General features: G+C 43.7%; 14 protein-coding genes. 12 read left to right on the top strand and 2 right to left on the bottom strand.

Annotated elements, in window-relative coordinates; genetic code table 11:
• Positions 1-891 precede the first annotated feature (891 nt).
• The gene (locus tag VHA01S_RS08490) at positions 892-1,848 is read right to left on the bottom strand and encodes a polysaccharide lyase family protein (protein WP_023403950.1); all 957 of its coding nucleotides are present in this window, start codon (positions 1,846-1,848) and stop codon (positions 892-894) included.
• Positions 1,849-2,054: 206 nt separating this feature from the next.
• On the opposite strand from VHA01S_RS08490, the gene VHA01S_RS08485 reads away from it, so the two are divergent.
• Complete coding sequence (locus VHA01S_RS08485) at positions 2,055-3,251, top strand: MFS transporter (protein ID WP_023403949.1); 1,197 nt, start codon at positions 2,055-2,057, stop codon at positions 3,249-3,251.
• A gap of 19 nt (positions 3,252-3,270) precedes the next feature.
• Here the strand turns inward: VHA01S_RS08485 and VHA01S_RS08480 are convergent, their stop codons facing one another.
• Positions 3,271-3,633 carry a hypothetical protein gene (locus VHA01S_RS08480; protein ID WP_023403948.1) on the bottom strand — a complete coding sequence of 121 codons (363 nt, stop codon included), beginning with the start codon at positions 3,631-3,633 and terminating at the stop codon, positions 3,271-3,273.
• Between the two features lie 254 nt (positions 3,634-3,887).
• Here VHA01S_RS08480 and ccoN point away from each other — a divergent pair, with 254 nt between their 5' ends.
• From ccoN to ttcA, 11 genes are all read left to right on the top strand, one after another.
• On the top strand, positions 3,888-5,318 hold the full coding sequence (ccoN, locus tag VHA01S_RS08475; RefSeq protein WP_023403947.1) for a cytochrome-c oxidase, cbb3-type subunit I: 1,431 nt from the start codon (positions 3,888-3,890) through the stop codon (positions 5,316-5,318).
• 11 nt (positions 5,319-5,329) lie between these two features.
• The gene (gene ccoO / locus VHA01S_RS08470) at positions 5,330-5,950 is read left to right on the top strand and encodes a cytochrome-c oxidase, cbb3-type subunit II (protein WP_023403946.1); all 621 of its coding nucleotides are present in this window, start codon (positions 5,330-5,332) and stop codon (positions 5,948-5,950) included.
• Positions 5,951-5,959: 9 nt separating this feature from the next.
• Positions 5,960-6,136 carry a cbb3-type cytochrome oxidase subunit 3 gene (locus tag VHA01S_RS08465; protein WP_023403945.1) on the top strand — a complete coding sequence of 59 codons (177 nt, stop codon included), beginning with the start codon at positions 5,960-5,962 and terminating at the stop codon, positions 6,134-6,136.
• Positions 6,133-7,113: a cytochrome-c oxidase, cbb3-type subunit III gene (gene ccoP / locus VHA01S_RS08460; protein ID WP_023403944.1), complete on the top strand. Its 981-nt coding sequence runs from the start codon at positions 6,133-6,135 to the stop codon at positions 7,111-7,113. The genes VHA01S_RS08465 and ccoP overlap by 4 nt, the downstream gene beginning before the upstream one ends.
• 81 nt (positions 7,114-7,194) lie before the next feature.
• Positions 7,195-7,674 carry a FixH family protein gene (locus tag VHA01S_RS08455; RefSeq protein ID WP_023403943.1) on the top strand — a complete coding sequence of 160 codons (480 nt, stop codon included), beginning with the start codon at positions 7,195-7,197 and terminating at the stop codon, positions 7,672-7,674.
• A 5-nt stretch (positions 7,675-7,679) separates the two neighbouring features.
• Positions 7,680-10,121 carry a heavy metal translocating P-type ATPase gene (locus VHA01S_RS08450; RefSeq protein ID WP_039970489.1) on the top strand — a complete coding sequence of 814 codons (2,442 nt, stop codon included), beginning with the start codon at positions 7,680-7,682 and terminating at the stop codon, positions 10,119-10,121.
• Positions 10,042-10,215, top strand: a complete 174-nt coding sequence (gene ccoS / locus VHA01S_RS18640; protein WP_023403941.1) for a cbb3-type cytochrome oxidase assembly protein CcoS — start codon at positions 10,042-10,044, stop codon at positions 10,213-10,215. Before VHA01S_RS08450 ends, ccoS begins: the two co-directional genes overlap by 80 nt.
• The gene (locus VHA01S_RS08440; RefSeq protein WP_023403940.1) at positions 10,212-10,868 is read left to right on the top strand and encodes a sulfite exporter TauE/SafE family protein; all 657 of its coding nucleotides are present in this window, start codon (positions 10,212-10,214) and stop codon (positions 10,866-10,868) included. Before ccoS ends, VHA01S_RS08440 begins: the two co-directional genes overlap by 4 nt.
• A 113-nt stretch (positions 10,869-10,981) precedes the next feature.
• Positions 10,982-11,734, top strand: a complete 753-nt coding sequence (gene fnr, locus VHA01S_RS08435; protein ID WP_023403939.1) for a fumarate/nitrate reduction transcriptional regulator Fnr — start codon at positions 10,982-10,984, stop codon at positions 11,732-11,734.
• A 182-nt stretch (positions 11,735-11,916) separates the two neighbouring features.
• Entirely contained in the window at positions 11,917-12,864 is a 948-nt protein-coding gene (gene uspE, locus VHA01S_RS08430; RefSeq protein ID WP_023403938.1) for a universal stress protein UspE, read from the top strand.
• Positions 12,865-13,018: 154 nt separating this feature from the next.
• Complete coding sequence (ttcA, locus tag VHA01S_RS08425) at positions 13,019-13,945, top strand: tRNA 2-thiocytidine(32) synthetase TtcA (RefSeq protein WP_023403937.1); 927 nt, start codon at positions 13,019-13,021, stop codon at positions 13,943-13,945.
• Positions 13,946-13,951 lie beyond the last annotated feature (6 nt).

The raw sequence follows: 13,951 nt of genomic DNA, 5'->3' as shown, positions 1-13,951 counted from the left end.
TTTGAGTGCGCATAATGTATATTATGTTAAATAGAGTTTATTGAAACGGTTATCTAATCTCTGTAGCTTTGACTTTGGCTTGTTTAACCCCTCTCTTAATGTTTGCTCAGTCATTTCTTTATACACTAGGTTCACTGATTCAATATCAATATGTTTTTCTTAAAGCTGACCTAACTATCAAGCATGGAATTTGTTTGTGACCCTTTGATCTGGTTCACTGTGTTAGCGTTTTATACACTAAGCTAATTATGTTTCGTTTACGCGTCAACGAGCCAAACTTCAATCCTGGCTGCATCTAACCACATTTTTCCTTTCTTGCCATTTTGACTAAGTGTGTCATTTGCCGAACACACATCAACATCATTCCGACGCAATATTGCTTACTAATAGTATATAGTTCCGAGTTAAATACTTAGCCCTTTACCTTAACGAATACTTTCATGTTCATTCGCTGTTAGCTCGAACTAAATCCCTCTAATCAGTTGATGAAATGAATTTATGCCATTCAAAACCGCTTAATTATGACCCTTGTTCCGTGCTCATAATCTATATGAGCTTATCCATAGCCAAGATTTGACGCACTCAATCGCAAAAGACAACTGCTCTCTAGGCAATACACAGAGTAAACCAACTTATTGACTCCAATCATGCCGACTATCAGCTTAGTGTATATTACGGTTTTATAAACTTAGATTACCTAAGCATCTTTTCTCTCTACAAATGCTAACGTACCTGTATCCTATTGAATAATTTAAAGTTTAACTTAAATAACCGTGTGTAATGTGATAAACCATCACTAACAACAAATTAGTTATAGTGCGTTAGAGTAGATGAAACATCAGCGATATTTATCGCTGATGTTCGATTATGCATACCAAGATTTAATGACTTTTACTCAGTCACCGGTTTAACCTTAGTTACTTCAAAATCAGCAAAATCCACTTCGTCTTCTTCTTTATTCAACTGATCAATCGCTTTCAATGAACGGTAGATGCCCCATTTTGGTCGGACAAAGTTGACATGGCTAGCATCATCGCCAGAGCGCCACATTTCAATGTTGTGTTGATTCACTTCTATCATAGGCGTTGTTTCACCCAATGGTGTAACTGTCATATATAAGCTGCCCGACTCGGCGTAGTTTGCTTTAACGTATACTTCAAACCAGTGTCCTCGAAGGTCATTTTCCCAGTCGACATTGTGACGAACCGAGTGATATAGAGTTTCATTGACTGTGCCCGTTTTATTATCGTTGTAGCGAACATGTCGTACTTCTAAGCCGCTTTTCCCTTGGCGTACGTTAGCCGTCAAAGTCAATATTGGGGAGCTGGTGATAGCATCGCTGCCTTTACCTTTTACCGCTTTAAGTTGGAAAATATGGGTAAAGTGTTTTGTTACCGCGAGATTATCGCCAATTCTGAATTTCCAGCGATACTCAAAAGTACTGCCTAAATAACCTTTCAATGACGAATCCGAACCGCCATAGACTTTGATTTCGTTACGCTGACGATCGCTTTTAGACAGTACATCACGATCATGATCATCATCTCTATGGATAACAAATTTAAAATAGTTACCTACCGTCGCATCAGTCGCTTCAGTGATATGAGGCGCACCCGCATGGTTGGCACTGCCATAGAGATCCGGCGCCTCAATAGAGCGAGGACCAAACGCATTTCGAATCAAGGTATAAGTATCTTCTTTGCCTGGACCATCAGCGGTTAATTGAGTTTGACTGATAACAACATTACCACTTTGAGTGTGCACCACGGGCTTTGGAGCAACGTCAGATGTAGCAGTACAACCACTTAGAATAAGAAAGGCATTTAATGTGAGTAGTTTTTTTAACATGCTATTTCCGTAAGCATTAGAGATGAATTGAGTACGAGTGTAACACTTTGAAAAACAGCAAATCGCGTATAGCGTCAACTCTTTGGGTAAATGTTTCGCATTTATTTAATGTGAACATATACATTTAGAAATAGACAGTAGATTAATGCTCAACAACGGCTTAGCAAAGGCTTATACTCGCTGCTCGTTCTTTGTTAGGAAACATCGTGGCTCTTTCACGCAAACACACCCTCGCCTTTATCGGGATTCTATTACTGGCAGCCAATTTACGCGGCCCGTTTACCAGTCTTGCGCCTTTGCTCGACCAGATAATGACCCAGTTGCATCTAAGCTCAACCATTTTGGGGATGTTATCTTCACTACCGCTGTTGTCATTTGCACTTATCTCTCCGTTTGCGCTTGTTATACTCAAATACGTAGGGCTTAAGAACAGCATCTGTGTTGCGCTGCTTTCGATATTCCTCGGCGTGTGTTTACGTTCGTATGGCGATGTATATAGCCTTTATCTAGGCACCGTTTTTATCGGCGCGGGTATTGCGGTTGGCAATGTATTGCTTCCTGTCGCAGTTAAAGTCAGTTTTCCTGCACGTATTGCAGTAGTGAGCTCTTTATATACGTTTACTATGGGCATAGGCTCTGCGCTTTCGTCTACAGCGATGGTGCCTTTATCACATTGGTCGTTTTCCAATCCACTGTTGTCGTCTATTTCTGGTTGGCAGTTTGCATTGCTATTCAACTTGCTGCTTGTGGTCATCGCGCTAGTGTTTTGGTTATTCTCAGCCAAAGATGAAGGTCGCAATGAGTCGAATAAATCTATTAATATTAAACAATTACTGCGAAGCCCAGTCGCTTGGCAAGTCACATTAGCTTTGGGACTGAATTCTTTTACTTTCTATTCTTTTGCGGGTTGGCTGCCAAAGATCTTGATTGACCACGGCATGAAGGAAACCGAAGCGGGTTACATCTATGGCTTATTACAGTTTGCGACTATGTTACCTGGCTTGGTGTTGATTCCATTTTTATCCATACTAAAGAGTACTAAGTGGTTGTTTGTTGGTACGGCAATGGGCGCAGTGATCGCCACCCTTGGCACCCTCTATGTTCCGCAATGGGCCATATTATGGACACTGATGTTCGGTTTCTTTAATTGTGCGACCTTCGTGATTGGTCTTTCATTTATTGGGTTACGCACACACAACGGATCTCAAGCAGCTGCGCTCTCTGCCATGTCACAAAGTATTGGTTATGGAATTGCGACCATTGGACCACCACTGCTTGGTTACTTTTACCAAAGCAGCGGCAGTTGGGCGTTGTCTTTATGGAGCATTGCTATTGTCGGTTGTGGATGCGCATTTTTTGGTGCTCTCAGTGCTAGAGACGTAAAAGTCGATGTCGATCATTAATCAGTGTTAACTATCACTCTTATTTAACATTCACATTGATGCTATGTTGACCATTTCTAATAGAAAAATCGAAATTATTAAGGCTATCTACCGCAATAAACTCTGATATTTGGTAGGTAGCCCCTTTAAACTCCACAAAGCCTTTATTTTCATCATTTCCATTTGTTATAAGTCTAAACCGGCTGTTCTTCACGTCTAAATCTAACTGATATTCTTTCTTATTTAGGCTTATTTGACAGATTTCTTGTGTATTACATTTCACTTTTTTGATGGCATTACTTTGATCGTGCGTAAAAGTTCGCCAAGTAAAGGCGATGATAAGCACCGAAAAAGTCACAATAATTTGAATTAAGCGTCCTTTGGTCAATTTTTCTGCGGCCATTAAATGCCTCCTTTGTAACAAACTTCAAACTTTTTACATTAAATAGTAAAACTCCAATCACACCTAACGTTAAACACCTGTCATTCAAATGTTAAATCCGTATAATTCTCAGTGTTAATGTCGCCTTTTAAATGGATTTTAGGAATTAGAGTAACTTTAACTCATTTGCCTTTGATTTTGGTGATATTTGTCGTGCGTCAACTTGTTGGCGTTGTGTTGGAAAAGTGTAGTTACTAATAATTGGAAGCATGCAAATGAGCCAAGAAAAGCAGCTTGAACAAAACTACAACTACACCGTAGTTCGTCAATTTACCTTAGTCACAATTTTGTGGGGTATTGTCGGAATGGGTGTGGGTGTTTTGATTGCCGCTCAGTTGGTTTGGCCACAGCTTAACTTTGATACGCCGTGGTTAACCTACTCCCGTCTACGACCGCTTCACACAAACGCAGTTATCTTTGCGTTTGGTACAAGCGCCCTATTCGCCACATCTTATTATGTGGTTCAACGTACCTGTCAAGCACGCCTATTTGGTGGCCCGTTAGTGGCATTCACCTTCTGGGGTTGGCAGGCGATCATTTTAGCTGCGGCTATTTCACTGCCACTTGGGTTTACCTCAGGCAAGGAATACGCAGAACTTGAATGGCCAATCGATATCGCCATCACTATCGTTTGGGTCGCTTATGCTGTAGTGTTCTTTGGAACTCTCATCAAGCGTAAAACATCGCATATTTACGTTGCTAACTGGTTCTTTGGAGCCTTTATTCTGACTGTTGCTGTTTTACATATAGTCAATAGCTTAGCCATTCCTGTTTCTGGCATGAAGTCTTACTCCATCTACTCTGGCGCCGTGGATGCCATGGTACAGTGGTGGTACGGACACAACGCAGTAGGCTTCCTATTGACTGCTGGTTTCCTTGGTATGATGTACTACTTCGTACCCAAACAAGCTGAACGTCCCGTTTATTCATACCGCCTTTCTATCGTTCACTTTTGGGCATTGGTTTCTTTGTACATTTGGGCAGGTCCACACCACCTACACTACACGGCACTGCCCGATTGGACTCAATCGTTAGGTATGGTGATGTCTTTGGTTCTGTTTGCTCCGTCTTGGGGTGGCATGATCAACGGTATTATGACCCTATCTGGCGCTTGGCATAAATTGCGCTATGACCCAATTCTACGTTTCTTAATTGTCTCACTTTCTTTCTACGGTATGTCGACCTTTGAAGGGCCAATGATGGCAATTAAGACAGTAAACGCACTGTCACACTACACCGACTGGACCATTGGTCACGTACACTCTGGCGCATTAGGCTGGGTGGCGATGGTGTCTATTGGTTCGGTGTACCACTTAGTGCCTAAGTTGTTTGGTCAAGAGCGTATGTACTCGGTCAGTCTTATCAACGTGCACTTCTGGTTAGCCACTGTCGGCACTGTTTTGTACATTGTTGCAATGTGGATTTCAGGTGTAATGCAAGGCTTGATGTGGCGCAGTGTTAACGCTGACGGCACCTTGACCTACAGCTTTGTCGAATCTGTGCAAGCGTCTTATCCGTACTACACGGTGCGCTTTATCGGTGGCGCCATCTTCTTGTCGGGTATGTTTTTAATGGCATACAACACCTACAAGACTATCAACGCTCCCAAGAATAGCCTAAAAGCTATTCCTCAACCGGCACAATAGGAGACGATAAGATGGCTAACAATTCAAAAAATCGCCACGAACTCGTTGAGAAAAACGTTGGCTTAATGGCAATCTTGATCGTGTTTGCAATCAGTTTAGGGGCATTGGTCGAAATCACTCCGTTGATTTTCCAAAAGCAAACCACTGAACCGGTGAAGAACCTTCGAGTGTATTCAGCATTGGAAATGGAAGGTCGTGATATCTACATCCGTGAGGGTTGTACTGTCTGTCATAGCCAGATGATCCGTCCTTTCCGCTCTGAAACTGAGCGTTACGGCCACTACTCGGTAGCGGGTGAAAGTGTCTGGGAACATCCATTCTTATGGGGCTCAAAACGTACAGGTCCTGATTTGGCTCGTGTCGGCGGCCGTTATTCTGATGAATGGCACCGCGTACACCTCATCAACCCGAGAGAGTTGGTGCCAGAGTCAAACATGCCTGGTTTCCCTTGGCTTGAAGAGAATGTGTTAGATGGCAAATTGACCCAGAAGAAACTAGAGATCTTCAAAAATCAATTTGGCGTACCCTACACCGACGAACAAGTTCAATCGGCACAACAAGACGTAGCAGGTAAAACAGAGATGGATGCTCTGATCGCCTACCTGCAATCTCTTGGCCATGCGATGAAATAAGGGGTAACTATGGATATCAGCATTATTCACAGCATTTGGACCATTGTGCTATTTGTCAGCTTTGGTGGCGTGGTGTGGTGGGCTTTCGGTAAAAACCGTAAGGCTCGCTTTGAAGAGGATGCAAATATGATCTTTGCCGACGAACAGCCGCCTAAAGCGAACCCGCAAGGAGAGACTAAATCATGAGTACGTTTTGGAGTCTTTGGATAATCATCATCACCGTGGGAACGTTAGTAGGTGTTGCTATCATCCTGCGCTGGTGTGTAAAAGACAAAATGGGTGTACCCAGTGGTGAGGATATGGGGCACGAATACGATGGTATTCGTGAGCTCAATAACGACTTACCGAAATGGTGGACTTACCTATTTGTGTCAACCTTCATCTTTGCAGCCGTATACCTTGCCCTATACCCTGGTTTAGGGAACTTTAAAGGTCTACTCGGTTGGCAAAGCTCTGATCAAACCGTCACTAGTATCGAAGAATCAAACGCTTCTATCGCGCGTGCTCAAGCTAACAAGCAGTTAGACCAATACGCAAAAGAACTTGATCACGCCGATGCCCACTTTGGCGAAGCCTTTAGAAAACTGGCTATGACTGATGACGGACAAGGGCTGCGCGCTATCGAAGACATCGCCAGCAACGAAGAAGCAATTAAAGTTGGGCAGCGTCTGTTCTTACAAAACTGTTCACAATGTCATGGCTCTGATGCTCGTGGTCAACTGGGCTTCCCTAGCCTAACCGACAGCGCATGGCTCTATGGCGGCGAACCGGAAGCGATTGTAACTACGGTTATGCAAGGTCGCATCGGCGAAATGCCAGCATGGATTGATGTGCTGGGCGCTGAAGGCGTTGAAGAAGTGGTGAGCTACACGCTTGCTCTTTCTGGTCGTAAAGTCAATGCTCGTGAGGCTGCAGCAGGTAAGACTCGCTTTGTAGTATGTGCAGCCTGCCACGGCACAGATGGCAAAGGTAACCCGGCGCTTGGTGCTCCAGATTTAACTGATAACACATGGTTATATGGCGATTCTCGCGCGGCAGTAACAGAAACCGTTGCTCATGGTCGTATAGGCGTAATGCCTGCGTGGAAAGACATCTTGGGCAAAGAAAAAGTGCAACTTGTGTCTGCTTACGTATGGAGCTTAAGCAATACAGAAAAAGAGTAACAAGCTAATAGCAGCCCCTGTAAAAAGGGGCTGACATTTCAGTACAATCATCCTTTCATTTCTAATTTAGAGAACGTTTTTATGGTAAAGCCTTGGTATAAGCAGTTTTGGGCTTGGTTCATTCTAATCATCATCCTAACGACTATTTTTGGCACTTTACTTAGAGTGTATATATTGTCTCAACATACCGTTTCTTTAGTCTCTGAGGATTACTATAAAAAAGGTAAAGGCATCAATATTGACCTGTCTAAGGTTAGCGTGGCGCAAGATCTCAAGCTGTCGGCAATGGTTTATTCCGATGGGCAAGACATTGTGATTGCACTAAACAAAGGGCAATTAACCCATTTCCCTGCGCTCAATATTGAGTTCTCTCATCGCACCTTAGCCGATAGAGATTTTGACTACTTAGCCACGGCTAATCCATCTGGCACTTACAAAGTGCATTTAAAAGAGCCATTACAAGGCCCTTGGTTTATTGAGTTACAACCGCACGACAAGCAATGGCTTATTCAAGGTCGCATGTCGTTCCCAAGTTCAACTCCTACTCCTTTGATGAATTAATGACTATGGATAAATCGTGTTATCACTGCGGTGAAGATGTACCAGAGAACACTGACTTTTGCGTCACTATTTTAGATGAACCGAGAAGCATGTGCTGCCCCGGATGTGAGTCCGTGGCGCAGACCATAGTCGACAGCGGATTAAGCTCTTATTATCAATATCGCACCGAAAAAGCCGAGCGTGTTGACTTAGTTCCGGAACAACTGCGAGCCTTGATTCACTACGACAATGAACAAGTGCAAGCGGAGTTTGTGCGCAATCAAGATAATATTTCCGAGGTGACACTGTCACTCGAGGGGGTGTCTTGCGCGGCCTGTGCTTGGTTAATCGAAAGACAAATGAATGGCCACACAGGTGTGGTGCGAATTCGCGTCAATACAGCAACCCACCGCGCGCTTCTAGCATGGGATAAAACCGAAACCAAACTCAGCGAACTGCTAAGCAGCATTCATAAACTGGGTTACAAAGCCGCCCCTTTTGAAGCAGATAAACAAGAAGAAAGTTACTATCGCGCCATGAAGCAATACCTTTATAAGTTAGGTATTGCCGGGCTTGCCACTATGCAGGTGATGATGCTGGCCGTAGCGCTGTATCTAGAAGTGTTTGGCAATTTAGAACCTGAGTTTAAACACTATTTTCGCATCGTAAGCCTGATTTTCGCCACCCCGGTACTCCTGTATTCGGCGCTACCGTTTTACATGAACGCATGGCGCAGTTTAAAAGCGCGCACCTTAGGTATGGACGTTCCCGTCTCCATTGCCCTTATTTTTGCCTATGTGGCCAGCCTAGTTGCTACCTTTACCCAAAGTGGCGAGGTGTTCTTTGAATCGATTTCCATGTTCACCTTCTTCTTGCTGCTTGGGCGCTTCTTAGAAATGCGCGCACGCCGTAAAGCCGCTGCCGCCAGTGCCAACCTTTTAAAACTGGTGCCGGCAATGGCCACCTTAGAAGATGGTAGCCAAATACCCGTCAAAACATTAAACATTGGCGACCGCGTGCGTGTACTCGCCGGTGAACATGTTCCCGCTGACGGTTATGTTGTAGATAAAGCCGTGTACGTAGATGAGTCTATGCTCACGGGTGAATCTTTACACGTTAAGAAAAACACCGGCGAAACTGTGTATGCAGGTACCATTAACGGTGAGCAAACCTTTACCTTAGAGGTTGCCTGTCGCAAGCAAGAAAGCATGATCGCCAATATAGTGCGCTTGCAAGATGAAGCGCAGGCCACTAAGCCTAAAATCGCCGAAATTGCCGATATTGTCGCCCGTTACTTTGTGGCGGTTATTTTGCTTATTTCCGCATGTACTTATCTGTATTGGCAACACAATCAACCTGAAGACGCATTCTGGATCATGTTGGCGGTATTAGTGGCTACCTGCCCTTGCGCCTTGTCTTTAGCTACCCCTACCGCGATTACTTGCTCCACCTCACGAATGGGTGACTTTGGTATTTTATTGCGTAAGTCCCATGCCATTGAGACCCTTTGCAAAATCAATCATGTGATTGTCGATAAAACCGGCACCTTAACCGAAGGCAAGATATCCCTTTCCCATACCCAAATTTTTGGTGATTGGACAAAACAACAAGTGCTTTGCATTGCCGCAAGCCTTGAATCACACGCTAATCATCCAATAGCGGCCGCCTTTCGCCCATATTTTGACGAAACCAAGCAAGCGGAATCAATCGAGAACCACATCGGCTCAGGTCTGACAGGCGTGATTAATGGCCAAAAGTGTAAAATAGGCAGCTATGCTTTTGTGTGTCAGGAAGATATTCCAAATCAGCCACACACCGTGTATTTATCCATTGACGATCGCGTTGTGGCGACCTTCACCTATAGCGACCCTATACGAGAAAGTAGCCAGCACTTTATTCAATCCTTAAAGCAGCTCGGCATTAAAACCACCCTGCTTACCGGTGATAATGAAATTAACGCACAACCAGTGGCAGAGCAGCTGGGCATAGATACGTTAGTGTGTGGGGTAAATCCTGAAGGCAAATTGGCGTACTTGCACAGCTTGGATAAGTCACAGGTGACCTTGATGGTCGGTGATGGCATCAATGATGCGCCAACCTTGGCAGGAGCCCATCTTTCAGTAGCTATGGGTGGCGGCACTGACGTCGCGAAATCTTCCGCTGATATGGTACTGTTAGGCGATAAACTGGATAAACTGGTTGAAGCACGCTCTCTTGCGATTAAGACACGCAAGATAATTAGAGAAAATCTTGCCTGGTCTTTAGGCTATAACTTATTGATCTTACCACTGGCTGTTTGTGGTTTGGTCGCTCCCTATATTGCTGTGGTGGGCATGTCAGCCAGCTCCATCATCGTAGTCACTAACTCACTGAGATTACTAAATAAAAATGGAAAGTCTTTACATACTAATTCCCATAGCAATCATTCTAGTCGCCATCGCGGTGGCCGTGTTTCTGTGGGCAGTTAAAACTGAGCAATTTGAAGATCTTGACCGTCAAGGTCACACCATTCTTTTTGAAGAGGACGATGCTGCCAATACAACTAAAAAAGACGACTCATGACCAATATTGACTGGATCGGCGCATTTTTCATTGGATTGGCGGGGGCCGGACACTGCATGGGCATGTGTGGCGGCATCGCCAGTGCGGTAGCATTAAACGGACGCCATCATTCGTTTACGATTACCCTGTTGTACAATCTTGGACGGATATCGTCTTACCTAATGGTGGGCGCACTTATTGGCGGCGCCGTTGCCAGTAGCGTCAACCTATTTGATTCTACTTATGTTTTAACCGCACTGCGGGCGCTCGCTGCTATTATGATATTACTCTTGGGCTTATATCTTGCCCAATGGTGGAATGGCTTACTCAAGATTGAGAAACTGGGGCAAATGCTGTGGAAATTAATTGCACCGGTTGCCACAAAAATGCTACCACTGCGCTCAGTATGGTACGCCTATCCTGTGGGTATTATATGGGGATGGATCCCTTGCGGAATGGTCTACTCAATGCTCAGTTGGGCGGCCGTTTCTGGCAGTGCCAGCAACGGGCTATTGATTATGGGCTGCTTTGGGTTAGGCACCTTACCCGCGATGCTGCTGATTGGCGCAGGCTCTAGTCAGTTTTCAAAAATGTTACGATTACCGCTCACTCGCCGCATAATTGGTAGCTTAATGATTGTTTATGCTGTTTATTCTCTATACATAATCATATAAGCAGTGTTTAATTTGCGAGAGAGCACACATCACTCACAATTATACTGCTACACATTTCAAGGTTGAAGTGCTAATATATTGACGTATATCAATTTTATGTATGTCTGAAAAGTATGATTATTAATACTGAAAAACAAGTAACAAAGCGCATACAGTCCGGCGGATGTGCGATCCACTGCCAAGACTGTAGCATTTCACAACTGTGCATACCGTTTACACTTAATGATACCGAGCTAGACCAGCTTGATCAGATCATTGAGCGTAAAAAGCCGATTCAAAAAAGCCAAGAGCTATTTAAAGCCGGCGATGAATTGAAATCCCTATACGCTATTCGCTCTGGTACGATTAAGAGTTATACGATTACGGAGCAAGGTGATGAACAGATAACCGCCTTCCATTTGGCCGGTGATTTGGTGGGTTTTGATGCCATCAATACACAGTCTCACCCAAGTTTTGCTCAGGCATTAGAAACGTCTATGGTATGTGAAATCCCATACGAAATTTTAGACGACCTATCTGGAAAAATGCCTAAGCTTCGTCAACAAATCATGCGTCTAATGAGCAGCGAGATCAAAGGCGATCAAGACATGATATTGTTACTTTCAAAGAAAAACGCAGAAGAACGTCTCGCCGCTTTTCTTTACAACTTATCTGAGCGTTTTTCAAAACGAGGCTTTAGCCCACGCGAGTTTCGCCTCACTATGACTCGTGGTGATATTGGTAACTACTTAGGATTGACGGTTGAAACCATTAGTCGTTTATTAGGTCGCTTCCAAAAATCGGATATTTTGGCCGTTAAAGGTAAATACATCACCATTAACGATCATGACGCATTAGCGAAACTTGCAGGCGCTTGCCGTAACTAGTCTACTGTATTGAATAAGTGACTCAAACTTGAGTCACTTCAAATTCCGCAACTATTTGTCCTAAATCACTAATAATTATCCTCTTTTTCAGCTAATCTTAGATTGCAAACTAACACGTATTTTCATCGGCGAGATATAAGATATAGTGTATTTAATCGCTAACAAAATAAAGTGGGTGGTCTATGAGTATTTACAACAACATCCTGGTTGTTGCCAATATCGACGCAGAACAACAGCCGGCCTTGGCGAGAGCCATGCAGATTGGCAAGAAAAGTAAATCGCCAAGTAAGATTACTTTTTTCCTCGTTATCTATGATTTTTCTTATGAAATGACTTCTATGCTCTCCCCTGACGAACGCAATGCGATGCGAGCGGGAGTAATTCATCAGCGTGAACAATGGATGAAAGAAGTTGCAAAACCCTACCGAGATGATGAGCATATTCAGCTCGACATTAAAGTGGTTTGGCATAATAGACCTTACGAGGCCATTATCAGCGAAGTATTTGCCAACAGTTATGAACTGGTCATCAAAACCACGCGTCAACACGATCTTATCGAATCGGTTTTGTTTACGCCTACCGATTGGCATCTTCTCAGAAAATGTCCTTGCCCTGTGTTATTGGTTAAAAATCAATACTGGCCAGAAAACGGACATGTGGTCGTTTCTGTTCACGTCGGTTCAGAAATTGAAGCGCACCTTGAACTTAACCATAGAATGGTTGAGCAAGCGATGGATATCTCAAATCGTTTAGGTGCAACGCTGCATTTAGCCAACTCTTATCCAATGACCCCACCGAACATCACCGTTGAATTGCCGGAATTTGATCCGACCATTTATACCGACTCTGTTCGCGGTCATCATTTAACTAGCATGAAAGCACTTCGACAAGAATATGGCATTCCTGAAGAGCAAACCGTTGTAGAGCAAGGTTTACCTCAAGATGTTATTCCTAAAGTGGTCAAAGATCTTGGCGCTGGACTTGTGGTGGTCGGTACATCAGGAAGAACTGGGCTATCTGCTGTTTTCCTTGGTAACACGGCAGAAAACATTATTGATCAAATCAATTGTGATGTTTTGGCTCTCAAACCAAGTGGCTATATCAGCCCGTTGGATCCAAACCAAAGCTAACAACTTGGCTTAAACACGATAAACAACTAAAAAGCGGTGCACACACCGCTTTTTCTCGTCATCTACGCATAAACACTATCAATTTTCACTGGAATCTACTCCAGATATCCGTATCATACGTTCTCTATTTTCAAGTAAGAATTCGGATAGTCAAATGAGCGAACAAGTTCAAGAACGTACCAAAGCACAACAGTACAACTTCAACAAGTTGCAAAAACGCCTCCGTCGCGATACAGGCAATGCCATTAGAGATTTCAACATGATTGAAGAAGGCGACCGTATTATGGTATGTCTCTCTGGCGGCAAAGACAGTTTCACTATGCTTGAAATTCTTATGAGCTTGAAAAAAAGCGCGCCTATCGATTTTTCTCTCATTGCGGTCAACTTAGATCAGAAACAACCAGGCTTCCCTGATCATATTCTTCCTGAATACTTAGAGAAGTTAGGTATTGAATATAAAATCGTAGAAGAAGACACCTACTCTATCGTTCAAGACAAAATCCCTGAAGGCAAAACCACTTGTTCTTTGTGTTCCAGACTGCGTCGCGGAATTCTATACCGCACAGCAAACGAACTGGGTGCAACAAAAATTGCATTGGGACACCATAGAGATGACATTTTAGAAACCTTGTTCTTAAACATGTTCCATGGCGGAAAAATGAAAGCCATGCCACCAAAACTTGTGTCTGACAATGGTGAGCACGTTGTGATTCGTCCGTTGGCTTACTGCCGCGAAAAAGACATCATCAAGTTTGCTGACATGCGTGATTACCCTATCATTCCATGTAACTTATGTGGTTCACAGCCGAACATGCAGCGTCAAAACGTCAAACAAATGCTTAACGCATGGGACAAACAATTCCCGGGTCGCATCGAAACGATGTACCGCGCGGTGCAAAACGTGGTACCTAGCCATCTTGCTGATTTTAATTTGTTTGACTTTAAATCTATCGATAAAGATTCAGGCGTGATCAATGGCGGTGATATTGGTTTTGATAAAGAAGAGTTACCAGTGGTTTCTAGTGAAATTGAACCGGTAGAGTTTGATCCTAGTCTTCAATTAGATGTGACTAACGTTTAATACTAC

The organism is Vibrio halioticoli NBRC 102217 (assembly GCF_000496695.1).
Taxonomy (GTDB): Bacteria; Pseudomonadota; Gammaproteobacteria; order Enterobacterales; family Vibrionaceae; genus Vibrio; species Vibrio halioticoli.
Note: the sequence above shows the minus strand (reverse complement) of the source record. Positions and strands in the feature narration are given on the sequence as shown.

Bases quoted from the DNA above. Each gene is read 5' to 3' on its own strand.
- VHA01S_RS08490 (WP_023403950.1), bottom strand. From the start codon at position 1,848: ATGTTAAAAAAACTACTCACATTAAATGCCTTTCTTATTCTAAGTGGT.
- VHA01S_RS08480 (WP_023403948.1), bottom strand. From the start codon at position 3,633: ATGGCCGCAGAAAAATTGACCAAAGGACGCTTAATTCAAATTATTGTG.
- ccoN (WP_023403947.1), top strand. From the start codon at position 3,888: ATGAGCCAAGAAAAGCAGCTTGAACAAAACTACAACTACACCGTAGTT.
- ccoO (WP_023403946.1), top strand. From the start codon at position 5,330: ATGGCTAACAATTCAAAAAATCGCCACGAACTCGTTGAGAAAAACGTT.
- VHA01S_RS08465 (WP_023403945.1), top strand. From the start codon at position 5,960: ATGGATATCAGCATTATTCACAGCATTTGGACCATTGTGCTATTTGTC.
- ccoP (WP_023403944.1), top strand. From the start codon at position 6,133: ATGAGTACGTTTTGGAGTCTTTGGATAATCATCATCACCGTGGGAACG.
- VHA01S_RS08455 (WP_023403943.1), top strand. From the start codon at position 7,195: ATGGTAAAGCCTTGGTATAAGCAGTTTTGGGCTTGGTTCATTCTAATC.
- VHA01S_RS08450 (WP_039970489.1), top strand. From the start codon at position 7,680: ATGGATAAATCGTGTTATCACTGCGGTGAAGATGTACCAGAGAACACT.
- ccoS (WP_023403941.1), top strand. From the start codon at position 10,042: ATGGAAAGTCTTTACATACTAATTCCCATAGCAATCATTCTAGTCGCC.
- VHA01S_RS08440 (WP_023403940.1), top strand. From the start codon at position 10,212: ATGACCAATATTGACTGGATCGGCGCATTTTTCATTGGATTGGCGGGG.
- fnr (WP_023403939.1), top strand. From the start codon at position 10,982: ATGATTATTAATACTGAAAAACAAGTAACAAAGCGCATACAGTCCGGC.
- uspE (WP_023403938.1), top strand. From the start codon at position 11,917: ATGAGTATTTACAACAACATCCTGGTTGTTGCCAATATCGACGCAGAA.
- ttcA (WP_023403937.1), top strand. From the start codon at position 13,019: ATGAGCGAACAAGTTCAAGAACGTACCAAAGCACAACAGTACAACTTC.